A 15,092-nucleotide genomic window follows, 5' to 3' on the forward strand; every position below is an offset into this window, starting at 1 on the left:
AGCGGGGCCAGCCGCCTACATGCTGCGCCGGTACTGTCCGCCGACTTCATAGAGCGTCGAGGTGATCTGCCCAAGCGAGCAGACGCGCACGGCATCGACCAGCACGGCAAAGACGTTGCCGTCCTCGATCACCGTCTGCTTGAGCTTCTCCAGCATGGCCGGTGCCTGCGCCGCGTTGCGCTGCTGGAATTCGCGCAGGCGCCTGATCTGCGACTGCTTTTCCTCGTCGGTCGAGCGTGCCAGCTCGATTTCGGTCTGCGCCGAGCCCTTCGGGTTGAGGAAGGTGTTGACGCCGATGATCGGGTACGAGCCGTCGTGCTTGCGGTGCTCGTAATAGATCGACTCTTCCTGGATCTTGCCGCGCTGGTAGCCGGTTTCCATGGCGCCGAGAACGCCGCCGCGCGCGGCGATCGCTTCGAATTCCTGCAGCACGGCTTCCTCGACCAGATCGGTGAGCTCGTCGATGACGAAAGCGCCCTGGTTCGGGTTTTCATTCTTGGCGACGCCCCACTCGCGGTTGATGATCAACTGGATCGCCATTGCGCGGCGCACCGATTCCTCGGTCGGCGTGGTGATCGCTTCGTCGTAGGCGTTGGTGTGCAGGCTGTTGCAGTTGTCGTAGATGGCGATCAGCGCCTGCAGCGTGGTGCGGATGTCGTTGAAGTCCATCTCCTGCGCGTGCAAGGATCTGCCCGAGGTCTGGATGTGGTACTTGAGCTTCTGGCTGCGCTCGTTGGCGCCGTACTTGTTCTTCATCGCCACCGCCCAGATGCGGCGGGCGACGCGGCCGATCACCGAGTATTCCGGGTCCATGCCGTTGGAAAAGAAGAACGACAGGTTGGGCGCGAAGTCGTCGATGTGCATGCCGCGCGCGAGGTAGCTCTCGACGTAGGTGAAGCCGTTCGACAAGGTGAAGGCAAGCTGGCTGATCGGGTTGGCGCCGGCTTCGGCGATGTGATAACCGGAGATCGACACCGAGTAGAAGTTCTGCACCTGATGGTGCACGAAGAACTCCTGGATATCGCCCATCATCTTCAGCGCGAACTCGGTCGAGAAGATGCAGGTGTTCTGCCCCTGATCCTCTTTCAGGATGTCGGCCTGCACGGTGCCGCGCACGTTCGACAGCGTCCACTCGCGGATCTTCCCGGCCTCGTCCTCGGTCGGCTGGCGGCCGTTGTCGCGCTCGAACCTGGCGATCTGCTGGTCGATCGCGGTGTTGAAGAAACAGGCGAGGATGATCGGCGCCGGGCCGTTGATCGTCATCGACACCGAGGTCGTCGGCGCCAGCAGGTCGAAGCCGTCGTAGAGCACCTTGAGATCGTCGAGCGTCGCGATCGACACGCCCGAATTGCCGATCTTGCCGTAGATGTCGGGGCGCTCGTCGGGGTCGCAGCCGTATAGCGTCACCGAATCGAAGGCCGTCGACAGGCGGTGCGCCGGCATGCCTTCGGACACCTTCTTGAAGCGGCGGTTGGTGCGGAAGGCGTCGCCCTCGCCGGCGAACATGCGCGTCGGGTCCTCGCCCTCGCGCTTGAAGGCGAAGACGCCGGCGGTGAAGGGGAAAGAGCCGGGAACGTTCTCGCGCATCAGGAAGCGCAGCGTTTCGCCGTCGTCGCCGAACTTCGGTAGGATCACCTTGCGGATCTTTGTTCCCGACAGCGATTCCGACACCAGCCGCGTGCGGATTTCCTTGTCACGGATCTTCACCACGTACTCGTCGCCGCTGTAGGCCTTGACCGTATCCGGCCACATCTCGAGCAGCTTCTTCGCCTTCGGGTCGAGCTGGCTGTCCTTGAAGGCGATCAGTTCGGCGAAATCGCCGGCCGGCTTGTCGCAGGCGGCGAAGATTTCCGCCGACAGACGCAGCGCCTGCCGTTCGCGCGCGATCTTCACCTGCGCTTCGGTGTGCGCGTGATAGCCGCGCACCGCGTCGGCGATTTCGGCGAGATAGCGCACCCGCTGCGCCGGCACGATGGCGCGCTGGCTTGAGGACTGTTTGACCGTCACCCGCGGCAGCTTGCCGGGCTGCAGTTGCAGACCGCGCGCGCTCAAGGCCGGCACCAGCGCCTGATAGAGCGCGGTGACGCCGTCGTCGTTGAAGCGCGCCGCCTGCGTGCCGAACACCGGCATCTCGTCAGTCGACGTCGAAAACAGCTCGCGGTTGCGCTGGTACTGCTTCCTGACGTCGCGTAGCGCGTCCTCGGCGCCCTTGCGGTCGAACTTGTTGATGGCGACGAAATCGGCAAAGTCGAGCATGTCGATCTTTTCCAGCTGCGACGCGGCGCCGAACTCGGGCGTCATCACGTACAGCGACAGATCGACGAAGGGTACGATGGCCGCGTTGCCCTGACCGATTCCCGAGGTTTCGACGATCACCAGATCGAAACCGGCGAGCTTGCAGGCGGCAATCACCTCGGGCAGCGCTGCCGAAATCTCGCTGCCGGTGTCGCGCGTCGCCAGCGAACGCATGGTGATGTGCGGATGCTCGATCGCGTTCATGCGGATGCGGTCGCCGAGCAGCGCGCCACCAGTGCGCTTGCGCGAGGGATCGATCGAGACGATGGCGATCTTCACCGAGTCGTTCTGGTCGAGACGGAAGCGGCGCACGATCTCGTCGGTGAGCGAGGACTTGCCGGCGCCGCCGGTGCCGGTGATGCCGAGCACCGGCACCGCCACCGCCTTGGCGGCGGCGAGCAGGCTGGCACGCAGGTCGGCAGCGTAGGCGCCGTTCTCCAGCGCGGTGATGATGCGCGCCAGCGCCCGCCGATCGCCGGCGGCGAGCGCTTCCAGCACCGCTTCGGCGCTCGCCGGTGCGGCCGCCGTCAAGTCACTGTCGGCTTGCTGCACGAGGTCGTTGATCATCCCCTGCAGGCCCATGCGTTGCCCGTCTTCGGGCGAATACAGGCGGGCGACGCCGTAAGCGTGCAGCTCGGCGATTTCGTGCGGCACGATGACGCCACCGCCGCCGCCGAACACCTTGATGTTCTCGCCGCCGTTGGCGCGCAAGAGATCAAGCATGTACCTGAAGAACTCGACGTGCCCGCCCTGATACGAGGTGATCGCAATGCCCTGCACGTCCTCCTGCAGCGCGGCGTTCACGATCTCCTGCACCGAGCGGTTGTGGCCGAGGTGGATCACCTCGCAGCCGGTCGACTGCAGGATGCGGCGCATGATGTTGATCGACGCGTCGTGGCCGTCGAAGAGCGAAGCCGCAGTGACGAAGCGCACCTTGTTCTGCGCCTTGTACGGGGCAAGCTTCGGGGCGATGGAAAGATCGGTCATGGTCTTGCTCCGGATAGCGTTGTCAGCGGCAGCGTCGCGTGCTGGCTGGCGGCGGGGGCGCCCCGTTTTCCAGCACGCTTGCCAAGGTGCTTGCCAACTCGATGACCAACTCAGTTGCCAAAACTGGCTGGCATTTCGGCGGCGACGACTTCGCCGCGTACGGTCTCGACGCCGTCGGCGAAGACGCTCGCCTCGACGATCACCTTGCGTCCGCGCAGTTCCTTCACGCGGCCGCGGATTTCCAGCTCGCCGCCGAGTGGCGTCGGCTTGAGAAAGCTCACCGACAGCGAAGCGGTGACGAAGCGCAGCACCGGCGCCGAACCGATCTCGCGCCCCTCGGCGCGATAGCGCGCCGCCGCTGCCGTCGCCGTGCCGTGACAGTCGATCAGCGAGGCGAGCAGGCCGCCATAGACGAAGCCGGGAATCGCCGTGTGATACGCCTCGGGCGTGAAACGCGTGACGGTCTCCTCGCCCTCCTGGAAAGTCCTGATCCGGTGACCGTGCGCGTTCTGGCTGCCACAGCCGTAGCAGTGCGCAACATTGTCAGGGTAGCTGTCCTGGATAGCCTGCATCGCGCCGGTCCTCTTGCCATGGAAGTGGGGGAGGCCCATGTTAGGGAGCCGGCGCGCGCATGACCATTGCCTGCCACGACGCAAATCATGTAATTATTGCCAACATGAAAAATCAAACGGAACAAGGTGGCGTCAATCGACGTGACAAACACTGACACGCCCAGAACCGCTCGCTCCGGGAGTGCGGTCAGCAAGGCTGCGTCACTCGCCGCCAGCGCGCAGCGCCCGCCCGGCGACACTGGCGGCCAACGCGCCAGCGTCGCCGCCGGCTTCGTTCGCGGCATGCTCGCCGGCGTCAGCGCGCGCGCTGGCGATGCCGGCGAACTGCTGCTGCGCGCCGGCATCGACGCCGCGCTGCTCGCCGACGCCGACCCGGCGCAGACGCCGCCGCGCGTCCCGGTCGACCGCTACGCGGCGCTCTACAACCTGATCAACGCCGAACTCGACGACGAAGGCTTCGGCCTGTTCTCGACGCCGCTGCGCGTCGGCAGTTTCGAACTGCTGTGCCGCGGCGTTCTCGGCGCGCCGACGCTGGCCGAAGTGCTCGACCGCCTGGCGCGCTACCTGCGCGTGCTGCTGCCCGATGTGGCGATGTCGCTTGAAGTCGTCGGCGACGAGGCGCGGCTGAGCCTGCGCGAATGCCGGCCGCTCGGCGCCGGCCGCGTCTTCGCCTTCGAGTGGCTGCTGCGCCTGCTGCACGGTCTGGCGTGCTGGCTGGTGGCGCGCAGCGTGCCGCTCGATACGGTCAGCTTTCCCTACCCGGTGCCGGCGCATGTCGCCGATTACGCGCTGATCTATACCGCGCGTTCGCGCTTTGTCGAAGATGGCGTGCCGGGCGACGTGCTCGTCGCCTGCTTCGCCGCCAATCTGCTCGAACTGCCGGTGCGCCGCGACGAGGCGGCGCTGGCGGCCTTCCTCGTCGGCGCCCCCGGTCGCCTGACCACGCTCTACCGCCGCGACCGCGAAATGGTGCAGCGCGTACGCGACCGCCTGCGCGCGGCGCTGCCGAAATCGCTGACGCTGGCGCAGGTGGCGCAGAGCCTGCACCTGTCACCGCGCACGCTGCACCGGCGGCTGGAGGACGAAGGTTCGAGCTTTCAGGCGATCAAGGACGCGCTGCGCCGCGATCAGGCGATCAGCCGGCTGGCGAAGACGCGCGACCCGCTGGCGCAGGTGGCGGCCGATCTCGGCTACGCCGATGCCTCGGCCTTCTACCGCGCCTTCGTCGGCTGGACCGGCGAGGCGCCGACGCACTACCGCAAGCGCCTGCGCGGCAATTCGCCGGCGCGCTGAGGCCGCCGCCCGCTCCGTCGCTGCAGACTCTGCCGCCGCTGGACTCGGCGCCGGCGGGTCAGCCGCCTATTTCTGCGGCAGCGACGCCTTCACCGCCGCCCAGTCGATCGCCAGCGGCGCCTGCCCGGTCGGCGCCGTGGCAAGCAGCTGGCGCAGGCTTGCCAGCCGTTCTTCGGTCGGCGGATGCGTCGACAGGAAAGCCGGCGGCGCGACGCGCACCGGTTTTTTCTCCGCCGCCTTCTCTGCGTCCTTCGCCGCCGCCTTGTCTGTCTTTTCCGAGGCCGGATCGCCAGCGTTGCCCTTTTCCTTGCCGACGTCGGGCAGAACGCCGCCCTCGCTACGCGCCAGCGTCTCGAACATGCCGACCATGCCGCGCGGGTCGATGCCGGCAGCGAGCAGCCGGCGCAGGCCCTCGCGGTCGGCCTCGTTTTCGGCGTCGCGCGAGTACTTCAGCTCGCCGAGCCTGGCGATGCCGTCGCTGACCGTGCCACCGGCCAGATCGCCCAGCGCCAGCGAAACCAGCGCGCGCAGGCCGAGGCTCTTGGCCATCGCCTGCAGACTGTGGCGCAGCTCGGCATGGGCGACCTCGTGCGCCAGCACGCCGGCGAGTTCCTCGGGCGTCTTTGCCGCGCGGATCAGGCCGCTGAAGACGACAACGACGCCGCCCGGCGCGGCGAAGGCATTCAGTTCGTCGCGTTCGGCGACGAACCAGCGGTAATGATGCGGCGAGCCGGCGGTGAGCTTCTCGCCGATGCTGCGCACCGCGTCGACCGCCGGACCGCGATCGCGCAGCGTCATCTGCGCGCGCGTCTGCGCCAGCGTCATGTCGCCGAGCACCGCCTCCTGCTCGGGCGACACATGGCCGACCACCCAGCGCGCCAGCGGATCGGCGTTGAAGGCGAAGATCGCCAGCAGCAGGAAGGGCAGCAGCACGACGGCGCCGATGACACCCCAGCCGAGCCGGAAACGGCGGTCAGTGCGCGCCTGCGCCGCCAGCGCGCCGCGCAGCTTCGCCGCATGCGCGGCCGGCGCGTTCTGCCCACAGATTGCCCGCGCCTCGGGACTTTCAACGAAAAACGCGTACTCGCCGGCCGCCGCATCGTCGTACCACGAGAGGCGCACACGCTCGGCGTTGAAGCCCGACGCCTCGACCTTGACCGCAGCAGCGAGCAACTCGCGGCCGTTGGCGACGACGCGCAGGCCGCCATCGGCGCGCCAGCAGGCCTCGGCGGCGACGCCGGTGCCGGCCAGCGCCGGGCCGAACAGGCGACCGGCGAAGGACTTGTCGCCGGCCACTGCCGGCAGCGCGCGCTCAGCCACCACGCTCAATCGTCGTCGCCGCCGAGAATGCTGCCGAGAACGCCGGCGCCGAGCAGCGAGCCCTGATCGGCCGAACGGCCGCCGGCCGCCGGTGCCGACATGACGATGCGGTTGGCCAGCCGCGACAGCGGCAGCGACTGCAGCCAGACCTTGCCCGGACCGGTCAGCGTGGCGAAGAACAGGCCTTCGCCGCCGAAGATCGCCGACTTGATCTTGCCGACGTACTGAATGTCGAAATCGACCGTCGGCTGGAAAGCGACGACGCAGCCGGTATCGACGCGGATGCGTTCGCCCGGCGCCAGCGTCTTCGCCTTGAGCGTGCCGCCGGCGTGCACGAAAGCCATGCCGTCGCCTTCGAGCTTCTGCATGACGAAGCCTTCGCCGCCGAAGAAACCGACGCCGAGCTTCTTCTGAAAGGCGATGCCGAGCGAAACGCCGCGCGCCGCACAGAGGAAGGCGTCCTTCTGGCAGATCAGCGTGCCGCCGAGTTCGGCCAGATTGATGGCGATGATCTTGCCCGGATACGGCGCGGCAAAAGCGACGCGGCGCTTGGCCGTACCTTCGTTGTGGAAGATCGTCGTGAACAGGCCTTCGCCGGTGACCAGACGCTTGCCGGCGCCGAGCAGCTTGCCGAACAGCCCGCCCGACTGCTGCGAACCGTCACCGAAGACGGTATCCATCTGGATGCCGTCCTGCATGTACATCATCGCGCCGGCTTCACCGACGGCCGCCTCGCCGGGGTCGAGCTCGACCTCGACGTACTGCATTTCGGAACCGAAAACTTCGTAATCAACAACGTCCATCGCCATGCTCTGATCTCCGCGCGAATGAGTGAACCGGGAAAGAGGGAAAACGGCGCAACCCGCGCCCGGTAGCCTGCCCGGCCACCGCCGGCGCACATTCTACCGAGGAGGCAACATTAGCGGGAAACACCCATCGGCGGCAGGCACAGCCACCGATGGGTGCCGGATCAGGCGGCGATGGCCGGCAGGTGCAGGGTCACGCGCAAGCCGCCGCTGGTGATATTGGCGGCAGCGATCTCGCCATGGTGCGTGGCGACGACGCGGCTGGCGATCGACAGGCCGAGGCCGTGACCATCGGGCGAAGGCGCCGCGCGCGCCGCCGCGCCGCGATGGAAGGGCGCAAAGATCAGCGGCAGGTCGGCCTCGGCGACGCCCGGCCCCTCGTCGCTGACGACGATGGCGTGCTGGCCGCCGGGCGCGGCCGCCAGCAGTTCGACGCGGACCCGCCCGCCCGGCGGCGAGTGCAGCACGGCGTTGCGCACGACGTTTTCGACGGCGCGGCGCAAAAGCTCGGCGTCGCCCGAGACCGTCGCCGCATCGGGAGCGACCAGTTCGACGCGGCACTGATGTGCCTCGCCCTCGAGCCGCGCATCGTCGACCACCGCCGCCAGCAGTTCGCCGAGCGCCACCGGCGCCTCGACGGCACCGGCCATGCCGGCCTCCAGCCGCGACAGGGTGAGCAGCTCGTTGACCAGCCGGTCCATGCGCACCGCTTCGCGCTCGACACGCACCAGCGAGTCGGGAATGCGCTCGGGGCGCTGCCGGGCCAGCCCGATTGCCGCCTGCAGCCGCGCCAGTGGCGAACGCATTTCGTGCGAGACGTCGTGCAACAGCCGCCGCTGGCCGTCGACCAGCGTCTGCAGGCGACCGGCCATGCGGTCGAAATCTCGGCCAAGGTCGGCCAGTTCGTCGCGCCGCCGGCCCATCGCCGACGCGACGCGCCGGTCGAGCCGGCCTTCGGCGACCGCTTCAAAGGCCGAACGCAGGTTGCCGATCGGCCGCGACACGTAAGCAGCGAGCAGCGCCGCAAAAACCAGGCTGACCAGCGCGCCGGCGACCAGCGGCCGCAAGGGCATCATCGGCAGCCCGCCGGGCGGTCCGCCCGGTGGTCCACCCGGAGCGCCAACGGGCGGCGTTCCCGGGTCGCCGGCAGACAAGCCAGCCGGCGCTGGCGCAGCGCCAGCGATGAAGTCTGGCGGTCCGCCGTTCCACGGCGCTGGCGGCTGTCCGGGGCGGCCCGCCCCGCCCTCGCGCGGGGCGACGAACAGCAGGTAATTCCTGCCGTCGGGCGCCCGCACCTGCGCCACGGCACGCGTCGCCGCGCCGGCGGCGAGTTCGCGCGCACGCGCCAGCGCTACCGCCGGCACCTCCTTGCCGAACAGCTCGTGGTCGCTCGCATCCACCACCAGCAGGCGACGCGGCGGCCCCGGATGCTTCTCGTCGAGATATTCGCGCAGCGCGTCGACACCGGCGTGACGCAACAGCGCCGCCGCCGCGTCGATGCGCTCGACCGCCGGCGGACTGCTGTCGGGTTCGTTGCTGACGCGCAGGCTGTCCGGGTACTGCAGCCACAGGCTGATGGCGATGCCGGCGCCGGTGGTGAGCTGGGCCAGCCAGAAAAAGAAGAAGAACTTCCAGAACAGGCGGCCCATGCGCTACTCCGGAATGTACTGGTAGCCTTTGCGCAAGACGCTCTGGATGCGCGAACGCCCGTCGGGCAGCGGGCCGAGCTTGCGCCGGATGCTCGAGAGGTGCACGTCGATGCTGCGGTCGTAGGGCGCGTGCGGCCGACCGAGTCCGTAGAGCGAAAGTTCGGACTTGCCCACCGGCCGGCCGGCGTGCGTCACCAGCAGTTCGAGCAGACTGAATTCGGCCGAGGTCAGGGTCAGCGGCGCATCGCTCATCAGCGCGCGCCGGCCCTGCGGGTAGAGTGTCAGCGGGCCGGCGACGATGGCCTGCGGCGTTGCCGGCGCATCGCCCGGCAGAGGCTGCTGACCGTTGGCCGACGCCGCATCGCGCTCGCCGAAGCGGCGCAGGATGGCGCGCAGACGCGCCACCAGTTCGCGCGGCGTACACGGTTTGGCGACGTAGTCGTCGGCGCCGAGTTCGAGACCGACGATACGGTCGGCGTCGTCGCCACGCGCGGTCAGCATCAGCACCGGCAAAGCGCTTTGCGCGCGAATGCGGCGCAACACCTCGATGCCGTCGATCCCCGGCAACATCACGTCGAGCGCGGCGATCGCATAGTCGCCGGAGAGCGCCGCCGTCACACCGCGTTCGCCATCGGCAGCGATGCCGACGCTGAAGCCCTCGCCCTCGAGGTAATCGCGCAACATGCCGGCAAGTTCCGCGTCGTCTTCAATGAGGAGAACGGTGTTTTTCATGGTGCGACAATCAAGGTCAGCCAGGGCCGTATCTTAGGGCAAGGCGGACAGCCGACGGCGGCGGCGGCTGTCCCCTTTACCTCCCTTTACACGGCGGCAGGCGCGGGCACTGCGCCGGTCGGCAATACTTGCCGAGCCGGCGGCTACGCTCGCTCGCCAGGCCGCCGCCAGCGCGCCGCGCAGTCCTTAGCGCACTTGCCGGAACGCCCTTAAACCGCTGATTAACAAATCGTTTCAGGCAGCGCGGCAGCAGCCGTACCGGCCCGCAACAAAGCTGGCGCGGCTTGCCGCCCGGCAAGCGCAGCGGCAAGTCACTGGCGCAGCGCCAGCGTCCGGCAGGCGCGCCGGACACCAGGGCGCCACCGCGCTGCCGAAAGCCCGCGCCGGCTTAACGGACATTTACCCGGCTTTACCGGAATAACCATGAATTTCAATGACTTCTGGCCGATGCTTTGCTCAGGAACAGGGCGGATCAAGCATGTCGTCAGCGCTGCTGGCGCATGCCGCTGGTCGTTCCGCGGTGCCGGCGGCGGCTTTTGCCGACCGCCAGCCGTTCATTACCCGAAAGGAGTCAATCATGAGCATCAGCATCGGCAGCAGCCTATCGACCTACAGCGCCATCAGTTCGCTGCGTCAGCAACGTCCCGACGCCGCCACCGTCGCCGAGGACATCTTTTCCAAACTCGACACCAGCGGGCAGGGCTATCTCGAACTCAGCGATTTCGAGACAGCCTTCGCCAGCCTCGACAGCAGTTCATCGAGCAGCACCACCACCAGCGCGGAAGACGTCTTCGCGCAGATCGACGCCGACCGTGACGGCAAGGTCACGCAGGACGAACTGACGAGCAAGCTGCAGGAACTGGCCGACACGCTCGACAGCCAGTTTGACCAGAGCCGCGTCGCCGGCGGCATGCCGCCACCGCCGCCGCAGAATGGTGGCGACAATGGCGAGGATCAGGGCCTGAGCGAAGACGAAATGACGGCAATGGCCAGCGATGTCGCCGCAAGCGACAGCAATCTCGCCTCGCTGCTAAACACCGTCGTCGGCAACTTCGACGCCGCCGACACCGACGGCGACGGCCGCGTCACCTTCAAGGAATCGCAGGCCTACGCCGAACAGAGCGCAGCGAACGGCACGAGCAGTACGACCAGCGACAGCAGCACGAGCAGCAGCACGGCCACGGCTGCCGCAACGACGGCGGACTCCGGCAGCAGCGGCGAAGTACTGCGCCGGATCCTTGATCTGGTTCGTGCCTACGGCCTCGGCGACGAAGGCAGCAGCAGCAACAGCTCGGCAATCTCCGTCTCGGTCTGAAGCCGGCTGCCGGCGTGCCGGTGCAACACAGACGCCATCGGTGGCAGCAGCACCGCTGGCGTCTGCCGGCGTGGCGCCACGCCCGGTGGCGCGATAATTCAGTCCGCGCTGCGGCAGAACTCCTGCCACTGCGTTCGCGTCAGCGCCGTCATTGTCGCCGCCGCGTCGAGCACCTCCTGCTGCCAGGCGTCGGCGCGCGCAAAGTCGCTGAGCTCGTCGGCGCAGGCCGCGCCGCTGCGCCCGGCCGCACGCAGCTGGTCCCAGGCGAGGATACGACCGAGCGTGACCACTACCTCGCGCAGGCGCTCGATCTTGCGCCCCCAGTCGCCGATGGCGACGCGATCCTCGGCCGGCTGCAGCATGCGCAGGACGCACGGCACGTCACCTACCCGCACGGCGTACAGGAAGGCGTGATCGACCGCCTGCATGCGTTTTTCCGCGGCGACGGCGCGTTCGGCCTCGTCGCTCGGCGGCGGCGGCTGAATGCCCAGCCGCTGCAGTGGCGACAGCAGTGCCGAAGGCCGCGCCTCCTTCAGATCGAACAGGTAGTTGCCGTCGGGCGAGCCCTTGCCCTCGACCAGGATGACGTAGCGCACGACGCCGAGGCTGCCGGTGCCGGCGATGCGCCGCGCCACGTCGAGCACCTTGAAGAAGCCGGGATCGGCCTGCGTCGCGGCAAATTCCGCCATGAACGCCGCCACCGCCTGGCGGTCGGCCGCCGCCGCCGGCAGCGCCTTGACGCCATCGACCTTCAGCTGCCGCCGGCCGCCCTTGTACACCGTGCGCCGGTCAAGAAGCTCGGCGCGATTGCGCTCATGCAGCGCGACGAGCAGTTCGCGCACCAGACCGTCGGCGGTATCGCGCTCGACCCACAGCGGCTTGCCGCGCAGCAGCGCGGCGCGATAGGCCGACAGGCAATCGTGGCTGACCGCCAGCGCTTCCGCCGGCGAAGCATTGAGCACGTCGGCGCCGCAGCGGATGCTGGTGAGCAGGCGGACGATGTCCCAGGTGCACGGGGCCAGCGCCGCCTCGTCGTAGTCGTTGATGTCGAAATAGACGAGCCCGTTGTCGGCCCGGTAGCTGCCGAAGTTTTCGAAGTGCAGATCGCCGCAGCACCACGCCAGCGGCGCTCCGCTGAGCGCCGGCGAGTCGGGTAGCGCGTCGTAGAAAAGGTGGCAGGCGCCGCGCAGGAAGACGAAGGGACTTTCCTTCATCCTGGCGAGCTTCAGCGCCAGCCGTTCGGGGTCGCGACCGGCGTTGAAACGGCGGATGCTGTCGACGACCGATGCGCTGCTCTGGCTGCTCATGCTGTTTCCTTCGCTGCGTCAGGTGATCCTGGCAGCAGTCTGGCAGCATTACCAGCACGCGGGAACACGGCCTGCCGCTTTCGCCGCGATCAGGTGCTGCGACCATCGCCAGCACCGGGTGCCTTTGCTATCCTGCATTCCCCGCCCGGATGGAGTTGCCCGACCATGAAGACCCTGTTGGCTGTTTGCCTGATCGTCACCAGCACTGCCCTCTACGCTGCCGACAAGGCGCCCAGCACCTCTCCGACGGCAATGGCGGTGGTCAAGGGCGAGGTTCTCGAAGTGCGCGAAGTCGAGAGCTACACCTACCTGCGTCTGAAGACCGCCGATGGCGAGACCTGGGCGGCGGTCGGCAAGGCCCCGGTCAAGAAAGGCGACAAGGTCAGCATTGAAGACGTGATGGTGATGAGCAACTTCGAAAGCCGCTCGCTGAAGAAGACCTTCCCGACCATCCTCTTCGGCAACCTCGCCGGCCCGAACGGCTCGCCGGTGGTCAACCCGGCCGCCGGCAAGAGTGCCGCCGCCCCGTCGGCGCTGCCGCCCGGCCTCGGCAAGACGATCGACACCAGCAACATCAAGGTCGACAAGGCGAGTGGCGCCAACGCGCGCACCGTCGCCGAAGTCTTCGGCAAGCGCGCTGAACTCAAGGACAAGACCGTCGCCGTGCGCGGCAAGGTAGTCAAGTTCTCGCCCGACATCATGGGCAAGAACTGGCTGCACCTGCGCGACGGCAGCGGTTCCGACGCCAGCAAGAACAACGACCTGCTGGTGACGAGCAGCGCGTCGGCAAAACTCGGCGACATCGTCACCGCACAGGGCGTCGTCCATCTCGACAAGGATTTCGGCGCCGGCTACGCCTATCCGGTGCTGATCGAGGACGCGAAGCTGCAGCCGTAGGCTGCCGACGGCTTGATCAGTCGCTGGCGGGCGTCGCGCCAGCGCCGGCGCTGGCGATCTCGCCGGCGCTTTCCTTGAGCGCCAGCCGGCGCAGGATCTTGCCGACCGTGCTCTTCGGCAGCGGCGTGTCACGAAAGCGCACGTGCCGCGGCACCTTGTAGCCGGTCAGCTGCTCGCGACAGAGCGCGATCAGTTCTTCTGCCGTCAGCGCCGGGTCGCGGCGCACGACGACGATCATCACCACCTCGCCAGCGCGCTCATCGGGCGCCGCGACGGCAGCGACCTCAAGTACGCCCGGGTGGCTCAGCACCACTTCCTCGACCTCGTTCGGGAAAACCTTGAAACCCGAAACGACGATCATGTCCTTCTTGCGGTCGGTCAGCTTGATGCGGCCGTCGGCGTCCATGAAGCCCATGTCGCCGGTGCGCAGCCAGCCGTCGGCGGCGAACACGTGTTCGCTTTCCGCGGGCTGCTGCCAGTAGCCCTGCATCACCTGCGGTCCGCGCACGTGGATTTCGCCGGTGCTGCCGAGCGGCAACTCGACGTCGTGCTCGTCGCAGATGCGGACCTCGGTCGAAGGAAACGGCAGGCCGACCGTTCCCGTGTAGCCGCGGTCGTCGAGCGTGTTGCCGGCGACCAGCGGCGAGCATTCGGTCAGGCCGTAACCCTCGATCAGCGGCGATCCCGTCGTCGCCTGCCATTGCTCGGAAACAGCGCGCTGCACCGGCATGCCGCCGCCGAAGGCCATCTTCAGCGCGCGCGTGTCGATCTTCGCAAAACCGGGATCGCGCAGCAGCGCGGCAAACAGCGTATTGACGCCGGTGATGGCGGTAAACGGCGTCTTGCCGAGTTCGGCGACCAGCGTCGGAATGTCGCGCGGGTTGGCGATCAGCACGTTGAGCGCCCCCCACCTGATGAAGGTGAGCAGGTTCGCCGTCAGCGCGAAGACGTGATAGAGCGGCAGCGGCGTGACGACGACTTCGACGCCTTCGCGGAACTCGCCGCCGATCCACGCCGAAATCTGCTGCAGGTTGGCGACCATGTTGCCGTGCGAGAGCATGGCACCTTTCGGCACACCAGTGGTGCCACCGGTGTATTGCAGGAAGGCGATGTCGTCGCGTGTCAGTGTTACGGGGTCCAGCGGCAGCGAAGCGCCATCGTCCAGCGCCGCATTCATCGTCAGCGCGCCGGCGATCTGCCAGCGCGGCACCATCTTCTTCACGTGGCGCAGCGCGAAATTGACGGCGAAGCGCTTCAGCGGCGGAAAGAAGTCGCCGAGCTGGCTGCTGATGACGGTACGTACCGGCGTGTGTGCGATCACCTGCTGCAGCGTATGCGCAAAGTTTTCGAGGACGACGATCGCCGTCGCGCCGGAATCGATCAGCTGGTGCTCGAGTTCGCGCGGCGTATAGAGCGGGTTGCAATTGACGACGATCAGCCCGGCGCGGAAGGCGCCGAACACCGCCACCGGATACTGCAACACATTCGGTAGCATGATCGCAATGCGCTCGCCCTTGTGCAGAGCGCAGCGCTGCTGCAGGAAAGCGGCGAAATCGCGGCTGCGCCGGTCGATCTCGGCGTAGCTGAGCGTCGTTCCCATGCTGCTGAACGCCGGCCGCGCTGCGTAGCGCCTACAGCTCTGCGTGAAAACCTCGTCGATCGAGGTGTACGCCGCGGTGTCGACTTCGGGCGCGATCCCCGCCGGGTAGTTCTTCAACCAGATCTTTTCCATTAGCGGATTCCTTGTGCCACCCGTTTCCCCGTACAAAACCGCGCCGACGCCGGGCCGCTGCGGCACGCGCAGTCGATACTGTGGGCACTTCGCCGCCGCCGGGCAAGCAAATCGACGGCATTTCCGCGCCAGCCATCAGCGACCAAGGACGCACCTTAGCGCCGCGAAAGCAGGCACATCGCCGGAG

At 67.7% G+C, this 15,092-nt stretch carries 11 protein-coding genes; 3 read left to right on the forward strand and 8 right to left on the reverse strand.

Annotated elements, in window-relative coordinates; genetic code table 11:
* Window positions 1–15: 15 nt before the first annotated feature.
* Both icmF and GGD90_RS01540 read right to left on the reverse strand, forming a co-directional pair.
* The gene (gene icmF / locus GGD90_RS01535) at window positions 16–3,282 is read right to left on the reverse strand and encodes a fused isobutyryl-CoA mutase/GTPase IcmF (protein WP_153115047.1); all 3,267 of its coding nucleotides are present in this window, start codon (window positions 3,280–3,282) and stop codon (window positions 16–18) included.
* 110 nt (window positions 3,283–3,392) lie between these two features.
* Entirely contained in the window at window positions 3,393–3,854 is a 462-nt protein-coding gene (locus GGD90_RS01540) for a PaaI family thioesterase (RefSeq protein ID WP_153115046.1), read from the reverse strand.
* A 282-nt stretch (window positions 3,855–4,136) separates the two neighbouring features.
* Between GGD90_RS01540 and GGD90_RS01545 the strand changes: the two genes are divergently transcribed.
* Window positions 4,137–5,147: an AraC family transcriptional regulator gene (locus tag GGD90_RS01545; RefSeq protein WP_153115171.1), complete on the forward strand. Its 1,011-nt coding sequence runs from the start codon at window positions 4,137–4,139 to the stop codon at window positions 5,145–5,147.
* Between the two features lie 66 nt (window positions 5,148–5,213).
* Here the strand turns inward: GGD90_RS01545 and GGD90_RS18285 are convergent, their stop codons facing one another.
* The 4 genes from GGD90_RS18285 to GGD90_RS01565 all read right to left on the reverse strand — a co-directional run bounded on the left by GGD90_RS18285 (window position 5,214) and on the right by GGD90_RS01565 (window position 9,654).
* Complete coding sequence (locus GGD90_RS18285; RefSeq protein WP_153115045.1) at window positions 5,214–6,470, reverse strand: M48 family metallopeptidase; 1,257 nt, start codon at window positions 6,468–6,470, stop codon at window positions 5,214–5,216.
* A gap of 2 nt (window positions 6,471–6,472) precedes the next feature.
* A complete protein-coding gene (locus GGD90_RS01555; RefSeq protein ID WP_153115044.1) occupies window positions 6,473–7,276 on the reverse strand; it encodes a TIGR00266 family protein in 804 nt (267 codons plus the stop codon).
* A 161-nt stretch (window positions 7,277–7,437) separates the two neighbouring features.
* Window positions 7,438–8,922, reverse strand: coding sequence for a sensor histidine kinase (locus tag GGD90_RS01560; protein ID WP_153115043.1), 1,485 nt, complete (start codon window positions 8,920–8,922; stop codon window positions 7,438–7,440).
* 3 nt (window positions 8,923–8,925) lie between these two features.
* Window positions 8,926–9,654 (reverse strand): response regulator transcription factor, encoded by a 729-nt coding sequence (locus GGD90_RS01565; RefSeq protein WP_153115042.1) that lies wholly within the window; start codon window positions 9,652–9,654, stop codon window positions 8,926–8,928.
* 577 nt (window positions 9,655–10,231) lie between these two features.
* On the opposite strand from GGD90_RS01565, the gene GGD90_RS01570 reads away from it, so the two are divergent.
* Window positions 10,232–10,969: an EF-hand domain-containing protein gene (locus GGD90_RS01570; protein WP_153115041.1), complete on the forward strand. Its 738-nt coding sequence runs from the start codon at window positions 10,232–10,234 to the stop codon at window positions 10,967–10,969.
* 98 nt (window positions 10,970–11,067) lie between these two features.
* Here GGD90_RS01570 and GGD90_RS01575 read toward each other — a convergent pair whose 3' ends face one another.
* Window positions 11,068–12,276 (reverse strand): DUF2252 domain-containing protein, encoded by a 1,209-nt coding sequence (locus tag GGD90_RS01575; protein ID WP_153115040.1) that lies wholly within the window; start codon window positions 12,274–12,276, stop codon window positions 11,068–11,070.
* 165 nt (window positions 12,277–12,441) lie between these two features.
* Here GGD90_RS01575 and GGD90_RS01580 point away from each other — a divergent pair, with 165 nt between their 5' ends.
* The gene (locus GGD90_RS01580; RefSeq protein ID WP_153115039.1) at window positions 12,442–13,173 is read left to right on the forward strand and encodes a nucleotide-binding protein; all 732 of its coding nucleotides are present in this window, start codon (window positions 12,442–12,444) and stop codon (window positions 13,171–13,173) included.
* 16 nt (window positions 13,174–13,189) lie between these two features.
* Here GGD90_RS01580 and GGD90_RS01585 read toward each other — a convergent pair whose 3' ends face one another.
* On the reverse strand, window positions 13,190–14,905 hold the full coding sequence (locus GGD90_RS01585; protein ID WP_153115038.1) for an AMP-binding protein: 1,716 nt from the start codon (window positions 14,903–14,905) through the stop codon (window positions 13,190–13,192).
* Between the last annotated feature and the right edge of the window lie 187 nt (window positions 14,906–15,092).

The organism is Rhodocyclus tenuis, from assembly GCF_014197755.1.
In the GTDB taxonomy this organism is placed as follows: Bacteria; Pseudomonadota; Gammaproteobacteria; order Burkholderiales; family Rhodocyclaceae; genus Rhodocyclus; species Rhodocyclus tenuis.

What these genes read in the sequence shown, in the direction of transcription:
- GGD90_RS01560 (WP_153115043.1), bottom strand. Translation starts at nt 8,922, where the DNA reads ATGGGCCGCCTGTTCTGGAAGTTCTTCTTCTTTTTCTGGCTGGCCCAG.
- GGD90_RS01585 (WP_153115038.1), bottom strand. Translation starts at nt 14,905, where the DNA reads ATGGAAAAGATCTGGTTGAAGAACTACCCGGCGGGGATCGCGCCCGAA.
- GGD90_RS01570 (WP_153115041.1), top strand. Translation starts at nt 10,232, where the DNA reads ATGAGCATCAGCATCGGCAGCAGCCTATCGACCTACAGCGCCATCAGT.
- GGD90_RS01555 (WP_153115044.1), bottom strand. Translation starts at nt 7,276, where the DNA reads ATGGCGATGGACGTTGTTGATTACGAAGTTTTCGGTTCCGAAATGCAG.
- GGD90_RS01565 (WP_153115042.1), bottom strand. Translation starts at nt 9,654, where the DNA reads ATGAAAAACACCGTTCTCCTCATTGAAGACGACGCGGAACTTGCCGGC.
- GGD90_RS01575 (WP_153115040.1), bottom strand. Translation starts at nt 12,276, where the DNA reads ATGAGCAGCCAGAGCAGCGCATCGGTCGTCGACAGCATCCGCCGTTTC.
- GGD90_RS01540 (WP_153115046.1), bottom strand. Translation starts at nt 3,854, where the DNA reads ATGCAGGCTATCCAGGACAGCTACCCTGACAATGTTGCGCACTGCTAC.
- GGD90_RS01580 (WP_153115039.1), top strand. Translation starts at nt 12,442, where the DNA reads ATGAAGACCCTGTTGGCTGTTTGCCTGATCGTCACCAGCACTGCCCTC.
- GGD90_RS01545 (WP_153115171.1), top strand. Translation starts at nt 4,137, where the DNA reads ATGCTCGCCGGCGTCAGCGCGCGCGCTGGCGATGCCGGCGAACTGCTG.
- icmF (WP_153115047.1), bottom strand. Translation starts at nt 3,282, where the DNA reads ATGACCGATCTTTCCATCGCCCCGAAGCTTGCCCCGTACAAGGCGCAG.